Annotated in this window: 16 protein-coding genes; 10 read left to right on the forward strand and 6 right to left on the reverse strand. The window is 69.2% G+C overall.

The genetic code is table 11. The annotated features are described in order from the left end of the window. Nucleotides 1–92 precede the first annotated feature (92 nt). Entirely contained in the window at nt 93–1,025 is a 933-nt protein-coding gene (locus M6D93_RS03890) for an NAD-dependent epimerase/dehydratase family protein (RefSeq protein ID WP_249773047.1), read from the forward strand. A 79-nt stretch (nt 1,026–1,104) separates the two neighbouring features. On the opposite strand, the gene M6D93_RS03895 is transcribed toward M6D93_RS03890, so the two are convergent. Then, entirely contained in the window at nt 1,105–1,842 is a 738-nt protein-coding gene (locus M6D93_RS03895; protein ID WP_249773048.1) for an SGNH/GDSL hydrolase family protein, read from the reverse strand. A gap of 97 nt (nt 1,843–1,939) precedes the next feature. Here M6D93_RS03895 and M6D93_RS03900 point away from each other — a divergent pair, with 97 nt between their 5' ends. Beyond that, complete coding sequence (locus M6D93_RS03900; RefSeq protein WP_249773049.1) at nt 1,940–2,974, forward strand: glycerate kinase; 1,035 nt, start codon at nt 1,940–1,942, stop codon at nt 2,972–2,974. A gap of 58 nt (nt 2,975–3,032) precedes the next feature. Next, on the forward strand, nt 3,033–3,389 hold the full coding sequence (locus M6D93_RS03905) for a hypothetical protein (protein ID WP_249773050.1): 357 nt from the start codon (nt 3,033–3,035) through the stop codon (nt 3,387–3,389). A gap of 60 nt (nt 3,390–3,449) precedes the next feature. On the opposite strand, the gene M6D93_RS03910 is transcribed toward M6D93_RS03905, so the two are convergent. Continuing rightward, nucleotides 3,450–4,004 (reverse strand): YceI family protein, encoded by a 555-nt coding sequence (locus M6D93_RS03910; protein WP_249773051.1) that lies wholly within the window; start codon nt 4,002–4,004, stop codon nt 3,450–3,452. Nucleotides 4,005–4,103: 99 nt separating this feature from the next. Between M6D93_RS03910 and M6D93_RS03915 the strand changes: the two genes are divergently transcribed. Both M6D93_RS03915 and M6D93_RS03920 read left to right on the forward strand, forming a co-directional pair. After that, nucleotides 4,104–4,601 carry a MarR family winged helix-turn-helix transcriptional regulator gene (locus tag M6D93_RS03915; protein WP_347343521.1) on the forward strand — a complete coding sequence of 166 codons (498 nt, stop codon included), beginning with the start codon at nt 4,104–4,106 and terminating at the stop codon, nt 4,599–4,601. 159 nt (nt 4,602–4,760) lie between these two features. Beyond that, a complete protein-coding gene (locus M6D93_RS03920) occupies nt 4,761–5,597 on the forward strand; it encodes an aldo/keto reductase (RefSeq protein WP_249773053.1) in 837 nt (278 codons plus the stop codon). On the opposite strand, the gene M6D93_RS03925 is transcribed toward M6D93_RS03920, so the two are convergent. The 4 genes from M6D93_RS03925 to M6D93_RS03940 form a co-directional block, all read right to left on the reverse strand. Further along, nucleotides 5,582–6,127 (reverse strand): flavin reductase, encoded by a 546-nt coding sequence (locus tag M6D93_RS03925; protein ID WP_249773054.1) that lies wholly within the window; start codon nt 6,125–6,127, stop codon nt 5,582–5,584. The two genes, M6D93_RS03920 and M6D93_RS03925, sit on opposite strands and share 16 nt — an antisense overlap. Nucleotides 6,128–6,183: 56 nt before the next feature. Next, nucleotides 6,184–8,427, reverse strand: coding sequence for an acyltransferase family protein (locus M6D93_RS03930; protein ID WP_249773055.1), 2,244 nt, complete (start codon nt 8,425–8,427; stop codon nt 6,184–6,186). A gap of 154 nt (nt 8,428–8,581) precedes the next feature. Beyond that, nucleotides 8,582–9,049 carry an SRPBCC family protein gene (locus tag M6D93_RS03935; protein WP_249773056.1) on the reverse strand — a complete coding sequence of 156 codons (468 nt, stop codon included), beginning with the start codon at nt 9,047–9,049 and terminating at the stop codon, nt 8,582–8,584. A gap of 51 nt (nt 9,050–9,100) precedes the next feature. Next, nucleotides 9,101–9,934 carry a UbiA family prenyltransferase gene (locus M6D93_RS03940; RefSeq protein WP_249773057.1) on the reverse strand — a complete coding sequence of 278 codons (834 nt, stop codon included), beginning with the start codon at nt 9,932–9,934 and terminating at the stop codon, nt 9,101–9,103. 117 nt (nt 9,935–10,051) lie between these two features. Here M6D93_RS03940 and M6D93_RS03945 point away from each other — a divergent pair, with 117 nt between their 5' ends. The 5 genes from M6D93_RS03945 (at nt 10,052) to M6D93_RS03965 (ending at nt 13,868) form a co-directional block, all read left to right on the forward strand. Beyond that, the gene (locus tag M6D93_RS03945) at nt 10,052–11,113 is read left to right on the forward strand and encodes a type III polyketide synthase (RefSeq protein WP_249773058.1); all 1,062 of its coding nucleotides are present in this window, start codon (nt 10,052–10,054) and stop codon (nt 11,111–11,113) included. Between the two features lie 2 nt (nt 11,114–11,115). After that, nucleotides 11,116–11,634: an isoprenylcysteine carboxyl methyltransferase family protein gene (locus M6D93_RS03950; RefSeq protein WP_347343538.1), complete on the forward strand. Its 519-nt coding sequence runs from the start codon at nt 11,116–11,118 to the stop codon at nt 11,632–11,634. Nucleotides 11,635–11,644: 10 nt separating this feature from the next. After that, a complete protein-coding gene (locus M6D93_RS03955; protein WP_249773060.1) occupies nt 11,645–12,670 on the forward strand; it encodes an NAD(P)/FAD-dependent oxidoreductase in 1,026 nt (341 codons plus the stop codon). A 123-nt stretch (nt 12,671–12,793) separates the two neighbouring features. Further along, complete coding sequence (locus M6D93_RS03960) at nt 12,794–12,979, forward strand: hypothetical protein (protein WP_249773061.1); 186 nt, start codon at nt 12,794–12,796, stop codon at nt 12,977–12,979. A gap of 154 nt (nt 12,980–13,133) precedes the next feature. Beyond that, on the forward strand, nt 13,134–13,868 hold the full coding sequence (locus M6D93_RS03965; protein ID WP_249773062.1) for a GAF and ANTAR domain-containing protein: 735 nt from the start codon (nt 13,134–13,136) through the stop codon (nt 13,866–13,868).

The following is a 13,868-nucleotide window of genomic DNA, read 5'->3' on the forward strand; positions in this document are numbered from 1 at the left end:
AGAGCACTGCTCTTGACATTGGTCGATCGCTGTTGGACTCTGTCCCTACAGCAAATGAGAGCAGTGCTCTCTAAAAGGATTGGTGATCTGAAATGGCTCTTCACGTTATCGTCGGTTCGGGACCGGTCGGCTCGACGGTCGCTGCGGAACTGCTCGCTCGGGGCGAGGACGTCCGCGTCGTCACTCGCAGTGGTTCCGGCCCCGATGGGGCCGAGCGCGTCGCGGCAGACGCCGCGGACTCGGCGCGCCTGATCGAGCTCGCACAGGGGGCCGAAGTCATCTACAACTGTGCAAACCCCCAGTACCACCGCTGGACGACCGACTGGCCGCCGATCGCCAACGCCTTGCTGGCCGCGGCAGAATCCTCCGGCGCGGTGCTGGCTATCACCGGCAACCTGTACGCGATCGGTCCGGTCGAGGGCCCGATGACCGAATCCACTCCGGAGCGTCCCAGCAGTGTGAAGGGGCGGGTGCGCCAAACCATGTGGCGCGACGCGCTGGCCGCGCAGACCGCCGGACGGATCAAGGGAGCCGTCGAGGTGCGCGCCAGCGACTACGTCGGCGAAGGGCCGTCCATCCTTTCCATGCTCGTGCTGCCGCGGCTGCTCAAGGGGAAGTCGGCGACGATCCCGGCCGCGCTCGATGTTCGACACACCTGGAGCAACCCGGCCGACGAGGCCCGGCTGCTCGTGAAGGCCGCCGGCGAGCCGCGGGCCTGGGGTCGGGTCTGGCATCTGCCCAGCGCTCCGGCGGTCTCGGTCCGGGAGTTGGTGGCCATCGCCGCCGGGCAACTGGGCCTCGGCTCCTACCGGCTGATCTCGATGCCTCGCTGGGTGCTTTCGGTCGCGGGCCTGGTCAATACCGACGCCAAGGAGTTCGCCGAGATGAACTACCAGTTCCGGAGCCCGTTCGTCCTCTCGACCGAGACGACCGAGGCGATGTTCGGCACCGACTTCACTCCGTTGGCCGAGTCGGTGAAAACCAACCTGACCTGGCTGGAGCGCCAGACCGTCGCCGGAAAGTGAGCGGCGCCGGACGATCGGGTGCCGATGGCCATGCGGGGCTGCCGTCCGCGGTGGCGTTCGGCGACCGCCGGCCAGCTCGTCAGATCCGGACCGGAGGAATCGCGTCGGCGAAGACTTCGGCCATCCCCGCGTAGCCGAGATCGTTCGGGTGGAAGTGATCCGCGGCAAGCTTGCCGCGCCAGGACGCCGTCCGGTGTGAGCGCATGTCGGCCAGGATCAGCCCCCGTTCGCCGACCGCCCGCTCGATCAGCCGGTTGACCGTGCGCGCGGCCTCTCGTGGCTGCGGGAGATTGGCCACGACCGTGCCTACCGGCACTCGGTCGAGCATCCTGGCGAAGCGTTCAGGCAGGATCTCGCGGTACCGGCGGCGGAGCAGGTCGTTGGACCCGACCAGCACGGTGACCAGAGCAGGCTGCGGGCCGCGCGAGATCAGCCGGTCCAGCGCGGGCAGTTGGCGCTCGACGATGTCATCGGTGCGTGCGCCGCTGCTGGCCAGGTTGACGATCCGGTATCCCCGGCCGCCGGGGGTCTGAGGTGCGAGGAGTTCGGCCAGCTGACCGATGAAGCCACGGTCGTAGGCCGAGGCGCCGACGCCCATGCTCATCGAGTCCCCGAGGGCGATCCAGAGCGGCCGGGCCGGGTCTGCGGACTCGCTCAGCGCCGCCCGATTGGCTGCCTGCCACGCGGCGGCGTACGGCTCGATCTCCTCCTGCACAGTCCGGACGCCGGGCAGTAGCCGCGCCGCGATGCTCACGAACCGGCCGGGTGGCCGTCCGCTGAGGTTTGAGTAGTCGAAGTCGAGTTCGGTTCCCGTCACCCGTCCATTCTGCTCACCCGGCAGACTGGACGGTGATCACGGCGCTCCCGCCGCGGTGGCAGTGGGGCTCCACGAACCCAGCTCTGGAGGAGGACGGGTGATCGTGCTGGCCGCGCCGGACAAGTTCCGCGGTACGGCGACCGCCGAACAAGTCTGTGCTGCCATCGCCGCTGCGGTCCTCGCGAGCGGTGGGCAGATCCGCTCGCGCCCGATGGCCGACGGGGGCGAGGGCTTGCTGGAGGCGTTCGGAGGCGCGAACCGGTGGAGTACGGTCACCGGCCCGGACGGCCCGGACGGCGCCGCGGTCCTCGCCGGTTGGCGGCAGGACGACGCGGGCCTGGCGGTGATCGAGGCGGCCCAGGCCAACGGCCTGATCCTGGCCGGGGGGATCGAGCACAACGACCCGATGGCGGCCACCAGTCGCGGGGTCGGGGAGCTACTGGTCACCGCGCTGCGCGCCGGGGCCGAGCGGGTCCTGCTGGGCGTAGGCGGATCGGCGACCACCGACGGGGGTTACCCGGCCGTGGCCGCGGTGCGTGCCGCCGGGGTGTTGCGCGCTGGGCGGTTGCCCGTCCCGGTGTCGGTCTGTTGTGACGTGGCCACGCCCTTCCTCGACGCGGCCCGGGTGTACGGGCCGCAGAAGGGCGCCGGCCCGGAGCAGATCACCGCACTCACCGGGCGACTGGCGGCTTTGCGGGACGACTACGAGCGCGAATACGGGGTGGACGTCGGGGCGCTGGCCGGTGCCGGCGCGGCGGGTGGACTGGCCGGGGGCCTGGCCGCGCTGGGCGCTCGGTTGGTCCCCGGGTTCGCCACGGTGGCCTCCGAGGTGAACTTCGACGGCCTGCTGGCCGGGGCTGACCTGGTGGTAACCGGTGAGGGCGCCTTCGACCGCACGTCGCTGGCCGGCAAGGTCGTGGGCGAGGTCATCCTGCGGGCACGAAGCGCGGGCGTGCCGGTACTCGTCGTGGCGGGGGTCGTCCGGGACGCGGACTGGCCGGACAGCTCGGAGCTGACCGTGGTGGACCTGTCCGAGCGGTTCGGTCGGGACCGGGCGTGGACCGACACGACCGCGTGCGTGCGGGAAGCGGTGGCTGAGTACCTCTCCCCGGTGCGCGGATTTTCAGCCTGACAAATCGCGAGCCCGTTGGTTACCGTGGGATACCTGGATTGATCGAATCGTGGTTGCCATGACGTCAGAACGCGGACACGGTCCTCGAGCCTCCCACCGGTTCGCGGACGATCTTCCGCCTGTCCGGTGGGGGACGCTGCCCGGCAAGGCCGAGGAGTCGGAGCTGGCTCGGCTGCGGCGGCTGGCCGAGCATGCCGCCAACCTGACGCGGCTGTCCCGCCGGATCGAGATACTGCGGGCGGGTGCTGACAAGCGAATCGGTGGGCGCCTGCGGGCCGCCCTCACCGCCTACGACCAGACGTTGCTGCTCGCGGGACTGGAAGCCGGCATCGAGTCCCGGTTGGTGGCGCCGCTGCGCCCGTCGGATCGGATGGGGCTGGAAGCGGAACTGTCCCTGCTCGGCCTGCGCTGGTAGCAGGTCGAACAGGGACAGCCGAGCCACGGTAGTTCAGGTGGTTCAGGTGGTTCAGGTGGTTCAGGCGGCCTGGCGAATCGCCGAGACCTCGAACTCGAGGTTGATCTTCTCCGAGACCAGTACGCCACCGGTCTCGAGCGCGGCGTTGAAGGCAATGCCGAAGTCGGTGCGGTTCAGGGTGGCCTTGCCCTCGAAGCCGGCGCGCACGTTGCCGTACGGGTCGGTGGCCAGGCCGGCGAATTCCCAGTCGACGACGATCGACTTGGTAACGCCCTTGATGGTCAGATCGCCCGTGACGCGGAAGTTCTCCTCGTCGAGCTGCTCGATCGAAGTGGACTTGTAGGTGATCTCGGGGAAGGAGGGCGCGTCGAAGAAGTCGTTGGTGCGCAGGTGCCCGTCGCGCTGCTCGTTGCGGGTGTCGATGCTGGCGACCTGGATGCTCAACTCCGCGGAGGAGTTGCTCGGGTTCGCGCCGTCGAGCACGATCGTGCCGGCGAAGTCGTTGAATGCGCCGCGGACCTTGGTCACCATCGCGTGGCGAGCACTGAAGCCGATGCGGCTGTGGGCGACATCGAGGGTGTAGGTACCGGTGACGTCGGTGAGGGTGGCAGTCATGATTTCCGAACTCCTAGTGAAGTCTCTGGCACCAGCTGTTTGCTGATGCAACAACAAACTATCGAACGATTGCTGACGTGTCAACATTCCCGAGGTAGGATGACGGTCGTGAGCGAACCGAGATGGCTGACCGACGCCGAGCAGAGCATGTGGCGCGGTTTCCAGTCCATGCAGATCACGCTGGGACGTGCGCTGGAGCAACAGCTCGGTGAGTCGGGCCTGTCCGGCGCGGACTTCGAGGTGCTCGTCCCGCTGTCCGAAGCCGAGGGTCACCGCATGCGGGCCCGCGATCTGGGCCGTCAGATGAAATGGGATCGCAGCCGGCTGTCCCACCAGATTCGCCGGATGGAGAGCCGCGGACTGATCAGCCGCTCGAATTGCCCCACCGATGCCCGTGGGACGTTCATCGAGCTCACCGAACAGGGCTGGGCGACGATCGTGGCGGCCGCACCGTCGCACGTGGCGACCGTCCGGTCGCTGTTCGTCGACGTGCTCGACGACGCTGACGTGACCGCCCTCACCGCGATCACCACCAAGGTGAACGAGCGATTGGCGGCCGACCCGAACGTCGAGGCGGCCTGCTCCGGCGAGGACTGACTCGGGCCGGGGGATCGGTGGGCGTAACGTCGAAGGCGAGGCGAACCACGACCTCCGCCCGTACCACCGGTTCGGCCGGCTCATCGGCGCCAGCCCCATCGGCGACCTGCGACTGCAGCCCGCGACCGGCCGGACGACCAACGCAGGGAGTACCTCGACGTGAATTCCGTCCCCAACATCACCCTCAACAACGGTGTGCAGATCCCGCAGCTCGGTTTCGGCGTGTTCCAGATCAAGCCGGAGGACACCGCGGCCGCCGTGCGCACCGCGTTGGACGTGGGCTACCGGCACATCGACACCGCCGAGATGTACGGCAACGAGCGCGAGGTCGGGCAGGCCGTCCGCGAGTCGGGAATCCCCCGCGAGGACATCTTCGTGACCAGCAAGCTGAACAACGGCTTCCACGGTTACGACACCGCGCTCAAGGCTTTCGACCAGACGTTGTCCGACCTCGGTTTCGAGCGGGTGGATCTGTTCCTGATCCACTGGCCACTGCCCACGGTCGGCAATTTCGTCGACACCTGGCGCGCGTTCGAACGCATCTACGCCGAGGGCCGGGCCCGTTCGATCGGGGTGTCGAACTTCACCGAGCACCATCTGCGGACTTTGCACTCCGAGACCGAGATCCCGCCCGCCGTGAACCAGATCGAGGCGCACCCCTACCTCACGCAGGAGGCGTTGCGCGGATTCGATGCCCAGCACGGTATCGCCACCGAGGCCTGGTCCCCGATCGCCCAGGGACTGGTGCTCGATGATCCGACGATCACCGCGATCGCCCACGCCCACGACCGCAGCCCCGCCCAGGTCGTGCTCCGCTGGCACGTCCAGCTGGGCAACATCGTGTTCCCCAAGTCGGTGACCGTCGATCGCGTCCGCGAGAACTTCGCGCTGTTCGACTTCGAGCTGTCCTCCGGCGACATGGCCCAGATCTCCGGACTCAACCGCGACCAGCGCACCGGCCCCGACCCGGAGACGTTCGACTACATCCCGTCCTGACCCGACTGGCCGGCCACGGTTTCGTACCTGCCCCCGCGATGCACCAAGGCCGGCCCGGGCTCGGCCAGCACCTCGATGTGTTCGAGTTCGACTGCCACGTGGACACCCCAGCCGAGGCGGGCTCCGGTCGGATCGACCAGCCGGCCGCCTGCCCAGGTACGCGCGTGGGCGGGTACAGGACCCCATTCGGTATCGAGCCACTCGGTTCCGGCGAACGGCCCACCCGGTGCCGGTGCGACGTAGCCGAAGCGGTCGGCCAGCCCCCGGTCGGGCCAGTCGAGCTGGGTGATCACCACGCGGTGGCACCGGCGCAGCACCTCCCAAAGGTCTGACAGCTCGTCGATCACCCCTACGGCAAAGGCCGGATCGCCGTCCGCGACGAGGACGGAGGCCACCGTGAGGCCGGCACGACCGGCGGAATCGGCTGCGGTCCACAGGGTGACCGGTGACGGCAAGCGACCGCGGAACCGCCGGCTCGGGCGGCGTTCGGCGGCCGGCGTCGCGAAGGGATGCTCGGGATGGATGCTCACCGGTCCATCGTCGTCCATGCCGGGCCTACCCGGCACCACCACTCACCCGGCACCACTCACCCGGTGCCGAGCACCGCCGCGCTCACGACCGGACCAAGGCTGGTGGCGAAGGTCGCCGTGAGATGCCGACCATCCGTGCGCACCGGAGCCGTTCCGATGAAGCTCGGGCAGAAGTCGTTCACAGCGCACAGGTAGGACCGAGCGTCGACATATCTCGCCGCCAATTCCGGGCTGGTGGCATTGCGGTCGGCGTCGGCGACCTGGCGCCAGGCGGTGCTGACCTGGCCGATGCACTTGCCCGGGTCGGTGCTGGTGCCGGTGCACTGGGACCAGTCCGGAACGGTCGGCGGCGCGGCCAGCACCACGACCCGGTGAGCTCCGGCCGCCGTCAGCCGGTCAATGGTGTCCGTCGTCGCAGCCTGCCACGCAGCCGTCGCGCCACCCGCCGAACCCGATAGCTGGGCCAGGTCCGCGGGATCGGTGGCCAGCACCACGACCTGGGGCTTGAGATGGTGGACCTCGGCCACGGCCCAGTCGAAATGCGCAGCGCAGGCGGACTGACGCTCGGGATCTCCGAGCGTGACGGAAATGGCCGGGCAGTCGGCGGAGGTCAGGGCGTAGACGTCGTATCCCTGTCCCTGGACGGCCCGGATGGCGGGCAGCCAACCCAGTGCCGTGGTGTCGCCCAGCACGGCCAGGGATTTTGCCGTGTGGACGAGCAACCCCTCGCTGGCTCCGGCGAAGGTGCAGTCCGACAGCGTGTTCGCGTCGACGTCGGCGCAACTGCTCCACTCGGGACCATGATCGGCAGGCGCGTCCGACAACGACGGCGTCAGATCCGGGAAGGCCGTGGCCGAGAGCGCCTCGTCGATCGCGCCGGTGACCGAACTCGGCGCGGTCAACTCGCCGAGCTGGGGTCCGCCGACCTGGGCGGCGGAGGTGTCATCGGTGCTGGGAACGAAGGTGTGCACCGGGTCGTAAGGGCGCGCCTGCCAGACCACGAAGCTGGCGATGGTCAGCAGCGCGGCCGCGAGAGCGGCGGCACGCAGCTCGCCACCGCCGGCGGTGACACCGCGCGTCCCATAGGCCCGGCCGGAGAAGGGCCGGCCGCCGGCGCCGCGAGCTGAACCCGTGCGTCCCGATCGCGCGGCGCTCGCCGGCCGCCGGCGCCGCCACCCGCGACTGCCCGGCCGGCGTTGCAGCTGCCGCAAGGGCTCCTCGATGAAGTGGAAGGACACCACTGACACCGCCGCGGTGAACAGCAGGGCCGTCGTCCGGGAGTAGTTGTCCTGGTGGGAGACGACCTCGGGCAGGAAGACGATGACCGGCCAGTGCCACAGGTAGAGCGAGTACGAGAGCCTGCCCAGATAACGCGCTGCGGGCTGAATCAGCGGCCACGCCGAGACCGGCAGATACTCCCCGCTGCCGCCGAGAATGACCAGCGCCGTGCCGGCGGCCGGGGCGATGGCCAGTGGAACCGGGTAATGCGTTCCGATTCTCACCAGCGCGGCGGCGGCGCCGATCGTGATCAGGCCGAGCGGTAGGCAGATCTGACGCAGCATCGTGGGCAGTTGCCGGTGACCCGCGACCGCGCAGGCCACGACAGCACCCAGGACGGGTTCCCAGAGCCGGGTTCGGCTGTCGAAGAACGCCCCGTGGGGATGGGCTGACGCTCGCATCAGCGCCAGCGTGATCGATCCGCCCAGCAACAGCGTGGCGCCGACCAGCAGCAGCGCCCTCGCGCGGCGTCGCCAGAGCGCGAAGGCAAGCCCGCTCAGCAACGCGAAGACGATCGGCCAGAGCAGATAGAACTGGGCCTGCACCGACGTCCACCACAGCTGTTGCACCGGTGAGGAAAGCGGTCCCGGCGTCGGGACCGGGTTCAGGGAGGCGAAGTGGACGTTGCCGAGCAGAGCCGCTGACCACTCGATGTCGCGGTAGGTCGTGTGGGCCCGCGGTGCGCTGAACAGCAGGCGCGCGCACAGCGCCGATACACCGAGGACGACGATGGGGCCGGGTAGCAGCCGTTGGATGCGCCGAAGATAGAAGTGCCCGAGGCCGAGCCGCGGGCGGGTCCGGAGATCACCGGCGAGCAGGGTCGTGATGATGAAACCCGACACGACGAACAGCACGTCGATGCCGACCAGGCCGCCCCGCGGCTGGCCGAACAGGTCCGCTGCGATGACGAGCGCGACCGCAACAGCGCGCAGGCCATCGAGCTCGGGGCGATACCGCAGGCCGGCGATCTGGTCCGGCGTCGGATCGCCCTGGCCTGGCCGCACAGCCAACAGCGACGTCATCACTACCCCCCGGTGCCCCACGCGGTGACGACTCGTGTAGTCGGGAGCTTATGCGTGGCGCGGAATTCGCGATAGACCGCGCCCTGCAGGACCGGGCAGGGCGTTGCCCGGTTCGAGACCGGGCCGTTCTCAGCCGGCCACGGCTGGCGAGGGCCTAGCGCACACCGAGGTGCTTGAGCAGGTTCGCCGAGAACTTGTCGCCGGTGCGATCCATCGTGGTCCTTATGATCCGCTCAACCGCCGGCGCCGACAGGCGGGGGAGCGGGAGCTCTACCGTCAGCGTCAGTTCGATCGACAGGTTCGTCCCGTGCTCAGCGTCGGAAAGCGCGTAGACCCCTTCCGCCCCGGCGTATTCCCGCGCCCCCGCCGGCGGCGAGTGGGTATAGGAGATCCGGGTCTGCGGTTGGAACACCATCTGCTCGGTGAAGACCGGGCTGATCTCGACCCCGAGGGCGGAGATGGCGCCGAGGTGCCAGCGCCACCGATCGCCGTCGGCGTCGATGTGGCGCAACAGCGGCGTGAGCTTCGGCAGCAGGACCGGATCGGTCAGGGCTTGCCAGATCTCCTGCCGAGCTGCGGGCACCACGGCCGTCGATTGCACTCGTGCGGAGAAGGCGCTCACCGCCAGACCGTACAAGCCGTCGCGCTACTGCGCGTGGGAACGCGCTGACGGTCAGCGCAATCGGTGACCTCGCCACACCAGCAACACCAGTTCGAGCGCCACCAAGGCGATCACCACGTAGAAGGATGCTCGAGCGGCGGGCCTCCGCAGCAGGGGCACCGCGACCAGTGCGGTCAGGACGACGACGGCGCCCGCGACGGCGAGCGCGGCCGCGGAACGTCCCGGCGGACCCAGGGCGATGAGGACGTCGGCGATCACCAACGCCGCCAGAGCCATCAGCAACGACGGCCGCGCGCCCAGGCGGTGAGGCAGGCCCCGGACTCCGGTGTCGAGGTCGTCCTGCAGATCGGGCAAGGCGTTCGTGAGATGACCGGCCAACCCGAGCGCCGCCGCGCCGGCCAGCGCCCAGGCGCCGGCGACACGGGGATCGGGCAGGGCCAGAGTCGCGATGGCGGGCAGCGACCCGAAGGCCAGGACGTAGGGCAGCCACGACAGCGCGGTCCGTTTCAACCAGACGTTGTAGAGCCAGCCGCAGCCCACCGCCGCCAGGTGCAGCAGTCCCGCGCGCCAGCCGAGCAGCAGCGAGAACAGCACGCTCGTGCCGACGGCGATCACGATCGCGGCGTCGACTATCCGGCGCGACACCTCCCCACGCGCCACCGGCTTGTCGGTCCGGTCAGCGTGCTGGTCCCGCCGGTAGTCCAACCGGTCGTTGCTCCAGCCGATGGACAGCTGGCCCGACAGCACCGCGACCGAGCCGATCGCGCACGTGGACAGACCGTTGCCCGCCAAGGCGAACAGGACGGTGACGAACAGGGTGACGGCGACGGTGGGGCCCGGATGACACGATCGCGCCAGCGCAGACGCGATCCGACCGGCGACCATACCGAAACCCTACGGTCTCGGCGGCCGTGGCGGCGACCGAACCGGGGTGCGCCAGCGGAGGCAGGCACGGTTGTCGCTCGCTGATGGCGGCGTCGCCGAACGGGTACGTTCGAAAGCGTGACGGTCATCGCTGCAGTGCATCCGGTTCTGCCCGAGCACCGCTACCCGCAGCGGGACATCACCGAGCTGTTCGCACAGCTGATCGGCGACCCGGCACGGGCGGCCGTGATGCGACGGCTGCACGGTGCTGCCGGGGTACGGTCGCGGCACCTGGCCGTTCCGCTCGAGCGCTATCCCGAGCTGGCCGATTTCACCGAGTCCAACGACGTGTTCATCGCCAGTGCGGTCGAACTCGGTGCCGAGGCCGTGACCGGAGCGGTCAAACAGGCCGGCCTGAGCATGCACGACGTGGACCTGGTCGTCTCGACCACGGTGACCGGTATCGCCGCGCCGTCGTTGGAGGCGCGGATCGCCAACCGAGTCGGGTTGCGGCCGGACGTCAAACGGATGCCGATGTTCGGACTCGGCTGTGTTGCCGGTGCCGCCGGGGTGGCCCGGTTGCACGACTACCTGCGCGGCGATCCCGATGGCGTGGCGGTGCTGCTGTCGGTGGAGCTGTGCTCATTGACGGTTCAACGCGGTGATTCATCGACCGCCAACCTGGTCGCCTCCGGGCTGTTCGGCGACGGCGCGGCCGCGGTGCTGGCGGTCGGGGACCGGCGCGCGGAATCGCTGGCCGAGACCGGCCCCCGCGTGGTGGACTCGATCAGTCACCTGTACCCGGACACCGAGCGCACGATGGGCTGGGACGTCACCAGCGGCGGGCTGAAGATCGTGCTGTCGGCCGACGTGCCGAGCCTGGCGCGCGAGCACCTCGGCGTCGACGTCGACCGTTTTCTCGCCCGGCACGGTGTGACGGTCGACGACATCTCGACCTGGATCTGTCATCCCGGTGGTCCCAAGGTGATCGAGGCTATCCAGGACGTGCTCGACGTCGGCCCGCACGAGCTTCGCCATACCTGGGATTCCCTTGCTGAGGTGGGCAATCTGTCCTCCGCCTCGGTGCTCGACGTGTTCGCCCGCACGCTGGCGCAGCCGGATCCGCCTGAGGGCCTGGGCGTGTTGATGGCAATGGGACCGGGGTTCTGCTCCGAACTCGTCCTGCTGGATTGGCGCTGACCGTGGTGTGGTTCGTCGTGCTGGTGGTGGCTGTCGGCCTGGAGCGCCTGTGCGAGCTGGTCGTGTCAACGAGAAATCTGCGCTGGAGCCGCGAGCGATCAGGCTTCGAGGCCGGCGCGGGACACTACCCGTTCATGGTCGTGCTGCACACCGGGCTGTTGGTCGGGGCGCTGATCGAGGTGCTGCTGGCACACCGGCAGTTCCATCCGCTTCTCGGCTGGACGATGTTCGGCCTCGTGCTCGCCGGCCAGGCCCTGCGCTGGTGGTGCATCCGCGTGCTGGGACATCAGTGGAACACCCGCATCGTCGTGGTTCCCGGCGCCGAGCGGGTCACCGGCGGCCCGTATCGGTGGCTGTCGCACCCGAACTACGTGGCCGTGGTGGTGGAGGGATTCGCCTTGCCACTGGTACGTAGCGCCTGGATCACCGCGCTGGTCTTCACGGTGTTGAACGCGGCGCTGCTGACGGTGCGCATCCGCGCGGAAAACCTCGCCCTGCGCCAGTTGACGGCGGCGGCATGAATCGCGTCCCGTGATCGATCTCGCCGTCGTGGGTGGCGGTCCTGCCGGTCTGGCCACCGCGCTGCAGGCGCGGCGTGCCGGCCTGTCGGTGGTGGTGTTCGAACCGAGGCCCTCGCCGATCGACAAGGCGTGCGGTGAAGGTCTCATGCCCGGCGCCGTGGCCGATCTGCGGCACCTCGGCGTCCGCCCGGACGGTTTTCCCTTCTCCGGCATACGTTATCTGGATCGGACGCGCTCGGCGACGGCGCCTTTCCCGGGCGGTCGGCACGGACTCGGGGTGGCCCGGACCGAACTGCACCGCTGTCTGAGAGCCGCGGCTGAACGCGATGGCGTGCTGTGGCGGGACGAGCGGGTGGCCGGTGTGCTGCAGGACGCCGAGGGCGTGACGCTGGCCGGCATCCGGTCGCGCTACGTGGTCGCCGCGGACGGCCTGCATTCGGCGATCCGGCGTGGGCTGGGCATGTCCGGTCCGGTCTCGACTCATCGGCGGTGGGGGATCCGGGCGCGTTTTGCCCTGCCACCGTGGGACGATCGGGTCCAGGTGCACTGGGCCGACGAGGGCGAGGCGTACGTGACGCCGTTGGCGGCGAACCTGGTCGGCGTCGCCGTACTGACGGGGCGCCAACAGCCGTTTATCGAGCAACTGGAGCGGTTTCCGATGCTGCGGGAACGATTGGCCGACGCCGAGCACGACGAGCCTCGCGCGGCCGGTCCGTTGCGGCAGACGGTGACGGCGCGAACCAACGGCCGGGTTCTGCTCGTGGGTGATGCCGCCGGTTATGTGGACGCTTTGACGGGCGAGGGCCTGGCGATCGCGTTCCGATGCGCCGCTGCGGCCGTCGCCAGAATTGTCGAAGGGCGCCCGGCGAGGTACGAACACGACTACTTACGGATCACCCGGCGGTATCGCGCGATGACGCACACTCTGCTGGCGGCGGGACGGTCCGAGCGCGCGCGGCCGCTGATCGTCCCGGCGGCGACCAGGATGCCGTTCGTGTTCCGGCGTGCGGTGGCAGCGCTGGCCGCCAACGGCTGATCCGGCCGGTCCGTCCGAGTTCGCGCGAAGGTCTTGCCCGCCGGGCTGAACGGTTGCACGCTTGAGGCACGGCGGTCTGCCGGTGGGTGCCGGTCCCCGCCCTGGTGGTGGGAGGTGCGCGCCATGACCGAGTTCTTCGAGCCCGCGGAGCGCGACGTCGACGATCGGCGGATCGAGGTCGCCGAAGAGTACGAGCCGGCCCTGGAATCGCCCGAGGATTACGAGGCGAGCGGCGAGGCCGAGGCGATCCGTGGAACCGGTGACGAGATCGTCGAGCTTCCCGACGATGATCAGGTCCGGGCCGGCTAACACCTGTTTCAAGCAGCTTTCGCACGTCCCGGCATGGTGGTTCGGCCTCTGTGCATCCGCACAGAAAAGTGGTTAGGGTGATCGACGACCCCAACCGGGCACTCATCAAGCAATGGTGTCCGTCCGGCTGCCGTGTCATAGAAGGATGTCAACCATGACCTCCCCGGAGATGCCCGGTCTCGACCTGGCCAAGACCTTTGCCGAGATCGCGCTCGACGTCAACTCGCAGGACGGCGTCGACAACACCCGTGCACGGATCATCGACCTCGCGCAGAAGACGCTGAACTGTCGCCTGGCCGTCGTATGGCACCTCAACCCGTCCGGCAGCATGAAAGTCGACGCCGCCAGCGACCCGGAACTCGGCGACCGGCTGGAGATGATCACGATCAAGCTCCAGCAGGGCGTTGCCTGGCAGTGCCTGCACGATCGACGGACCGTCACCTGCACGGACTTGAGCGTCGAGACACGATGGCCGCAGTACTGCGAGGCGCTGCTGGCGACCACGCCCATCCGTTCCGCCGTCGGCTACTCGCTGCACCTCGATACCGCCGACCTCGGGGCCCTGGTCCTGTACGCCGACTCGGCGGGGCACTTCACGCCGGATATGGTCGAGCTCGGCGGAGTCTTCGCCGCGCACTGCGCCCTGGCCCTGGACGACGCGTTCCACTCGGACAAGGCCTCCAACCTCGCCGTGGCGCTGGCCACCAATCGGCGCATCGGCATGGCCATCGGCATCCTGATGGGTGAGCACAAGCTCTCCGAGCAGCACGCCTTCGACGTCATGCGCACGTCGTCACAGCGCCAGCACGTGAAACTGCACGATGTGGCCGAAGGCGTGATTCTCACCGGAGCGATGCCGACGTGGCCGGCGAAGGTCGAGCACGACTGA

This window comes from Jatrophihabitans telluris (assembly GCF_023516435.1).
Lineage (GTDB): Bacteria > Actinomycetota > Actinomycetes > Mycobacteriales > Jatrophihabitantaceae > Jatrophihabitans_A > Jatrophihabitans_A telluris.

Bases quoted from the DNA above. Each gene is read 5' to 3' on its own strand.
- M6D93_RS03890 (WP_249773047.1), top strand. From the start codon at position 93: ATGGCTCTTCACGTTATCGTCGGTTCGGGACCGGTCGGCTCGACGGTC.
- M6D93_RS03905 (WP_249773050.1), top strand. From the start codon at position 3,033: ATGACGTCAGAACGCGGACACGGTCCTCGAGCCTCCCACCGGTTCGCG.
- M6D93_RS03910 (WP_249773051.1), bottom strand. From the start codon at position 4,004: ATGACTGCCACCCTCACCGACGTCACCGGTACCTACACCCTCGATGTC.
- M6D93_RS03915 (WP_347343521.1), top strand. From the start codon at position 4,104: ATGACGGTCGTGAGCGAACCGAGATGGCTGACCGACGCCGAGCAGAGC.
- M6D93_RS03930 (WP_249773055.1), bottom strand. From the start codon at position 8,427: ATGACGTCGCTGTTGGCTGTGCGGCCAGGCCAGGGCGATCCGACGCCG.
- M6D93_RS03940 (WP_249773057.1), bottom strand. From the start codon at position 9,934: ATGGTCGCCGGTCGGATCGCGTCTGCGCTGGCGCGATCGTGTCATCCG.
- M6D93_RS03960 (WP_249773061.1), top strand. From the start codon at position 12,794: ATGACCGAGTTCTTCGAGCCCGCGGAGCGCGACGTCGACGATCGGCGG.
- M6D93_RS03965 (WP_249773062.1), top strand. From the start codon at position 13,134: ATGACCTCCCCGGAGATGCCCGGTCTCGACCTGGCCAAGACCTTTGCC.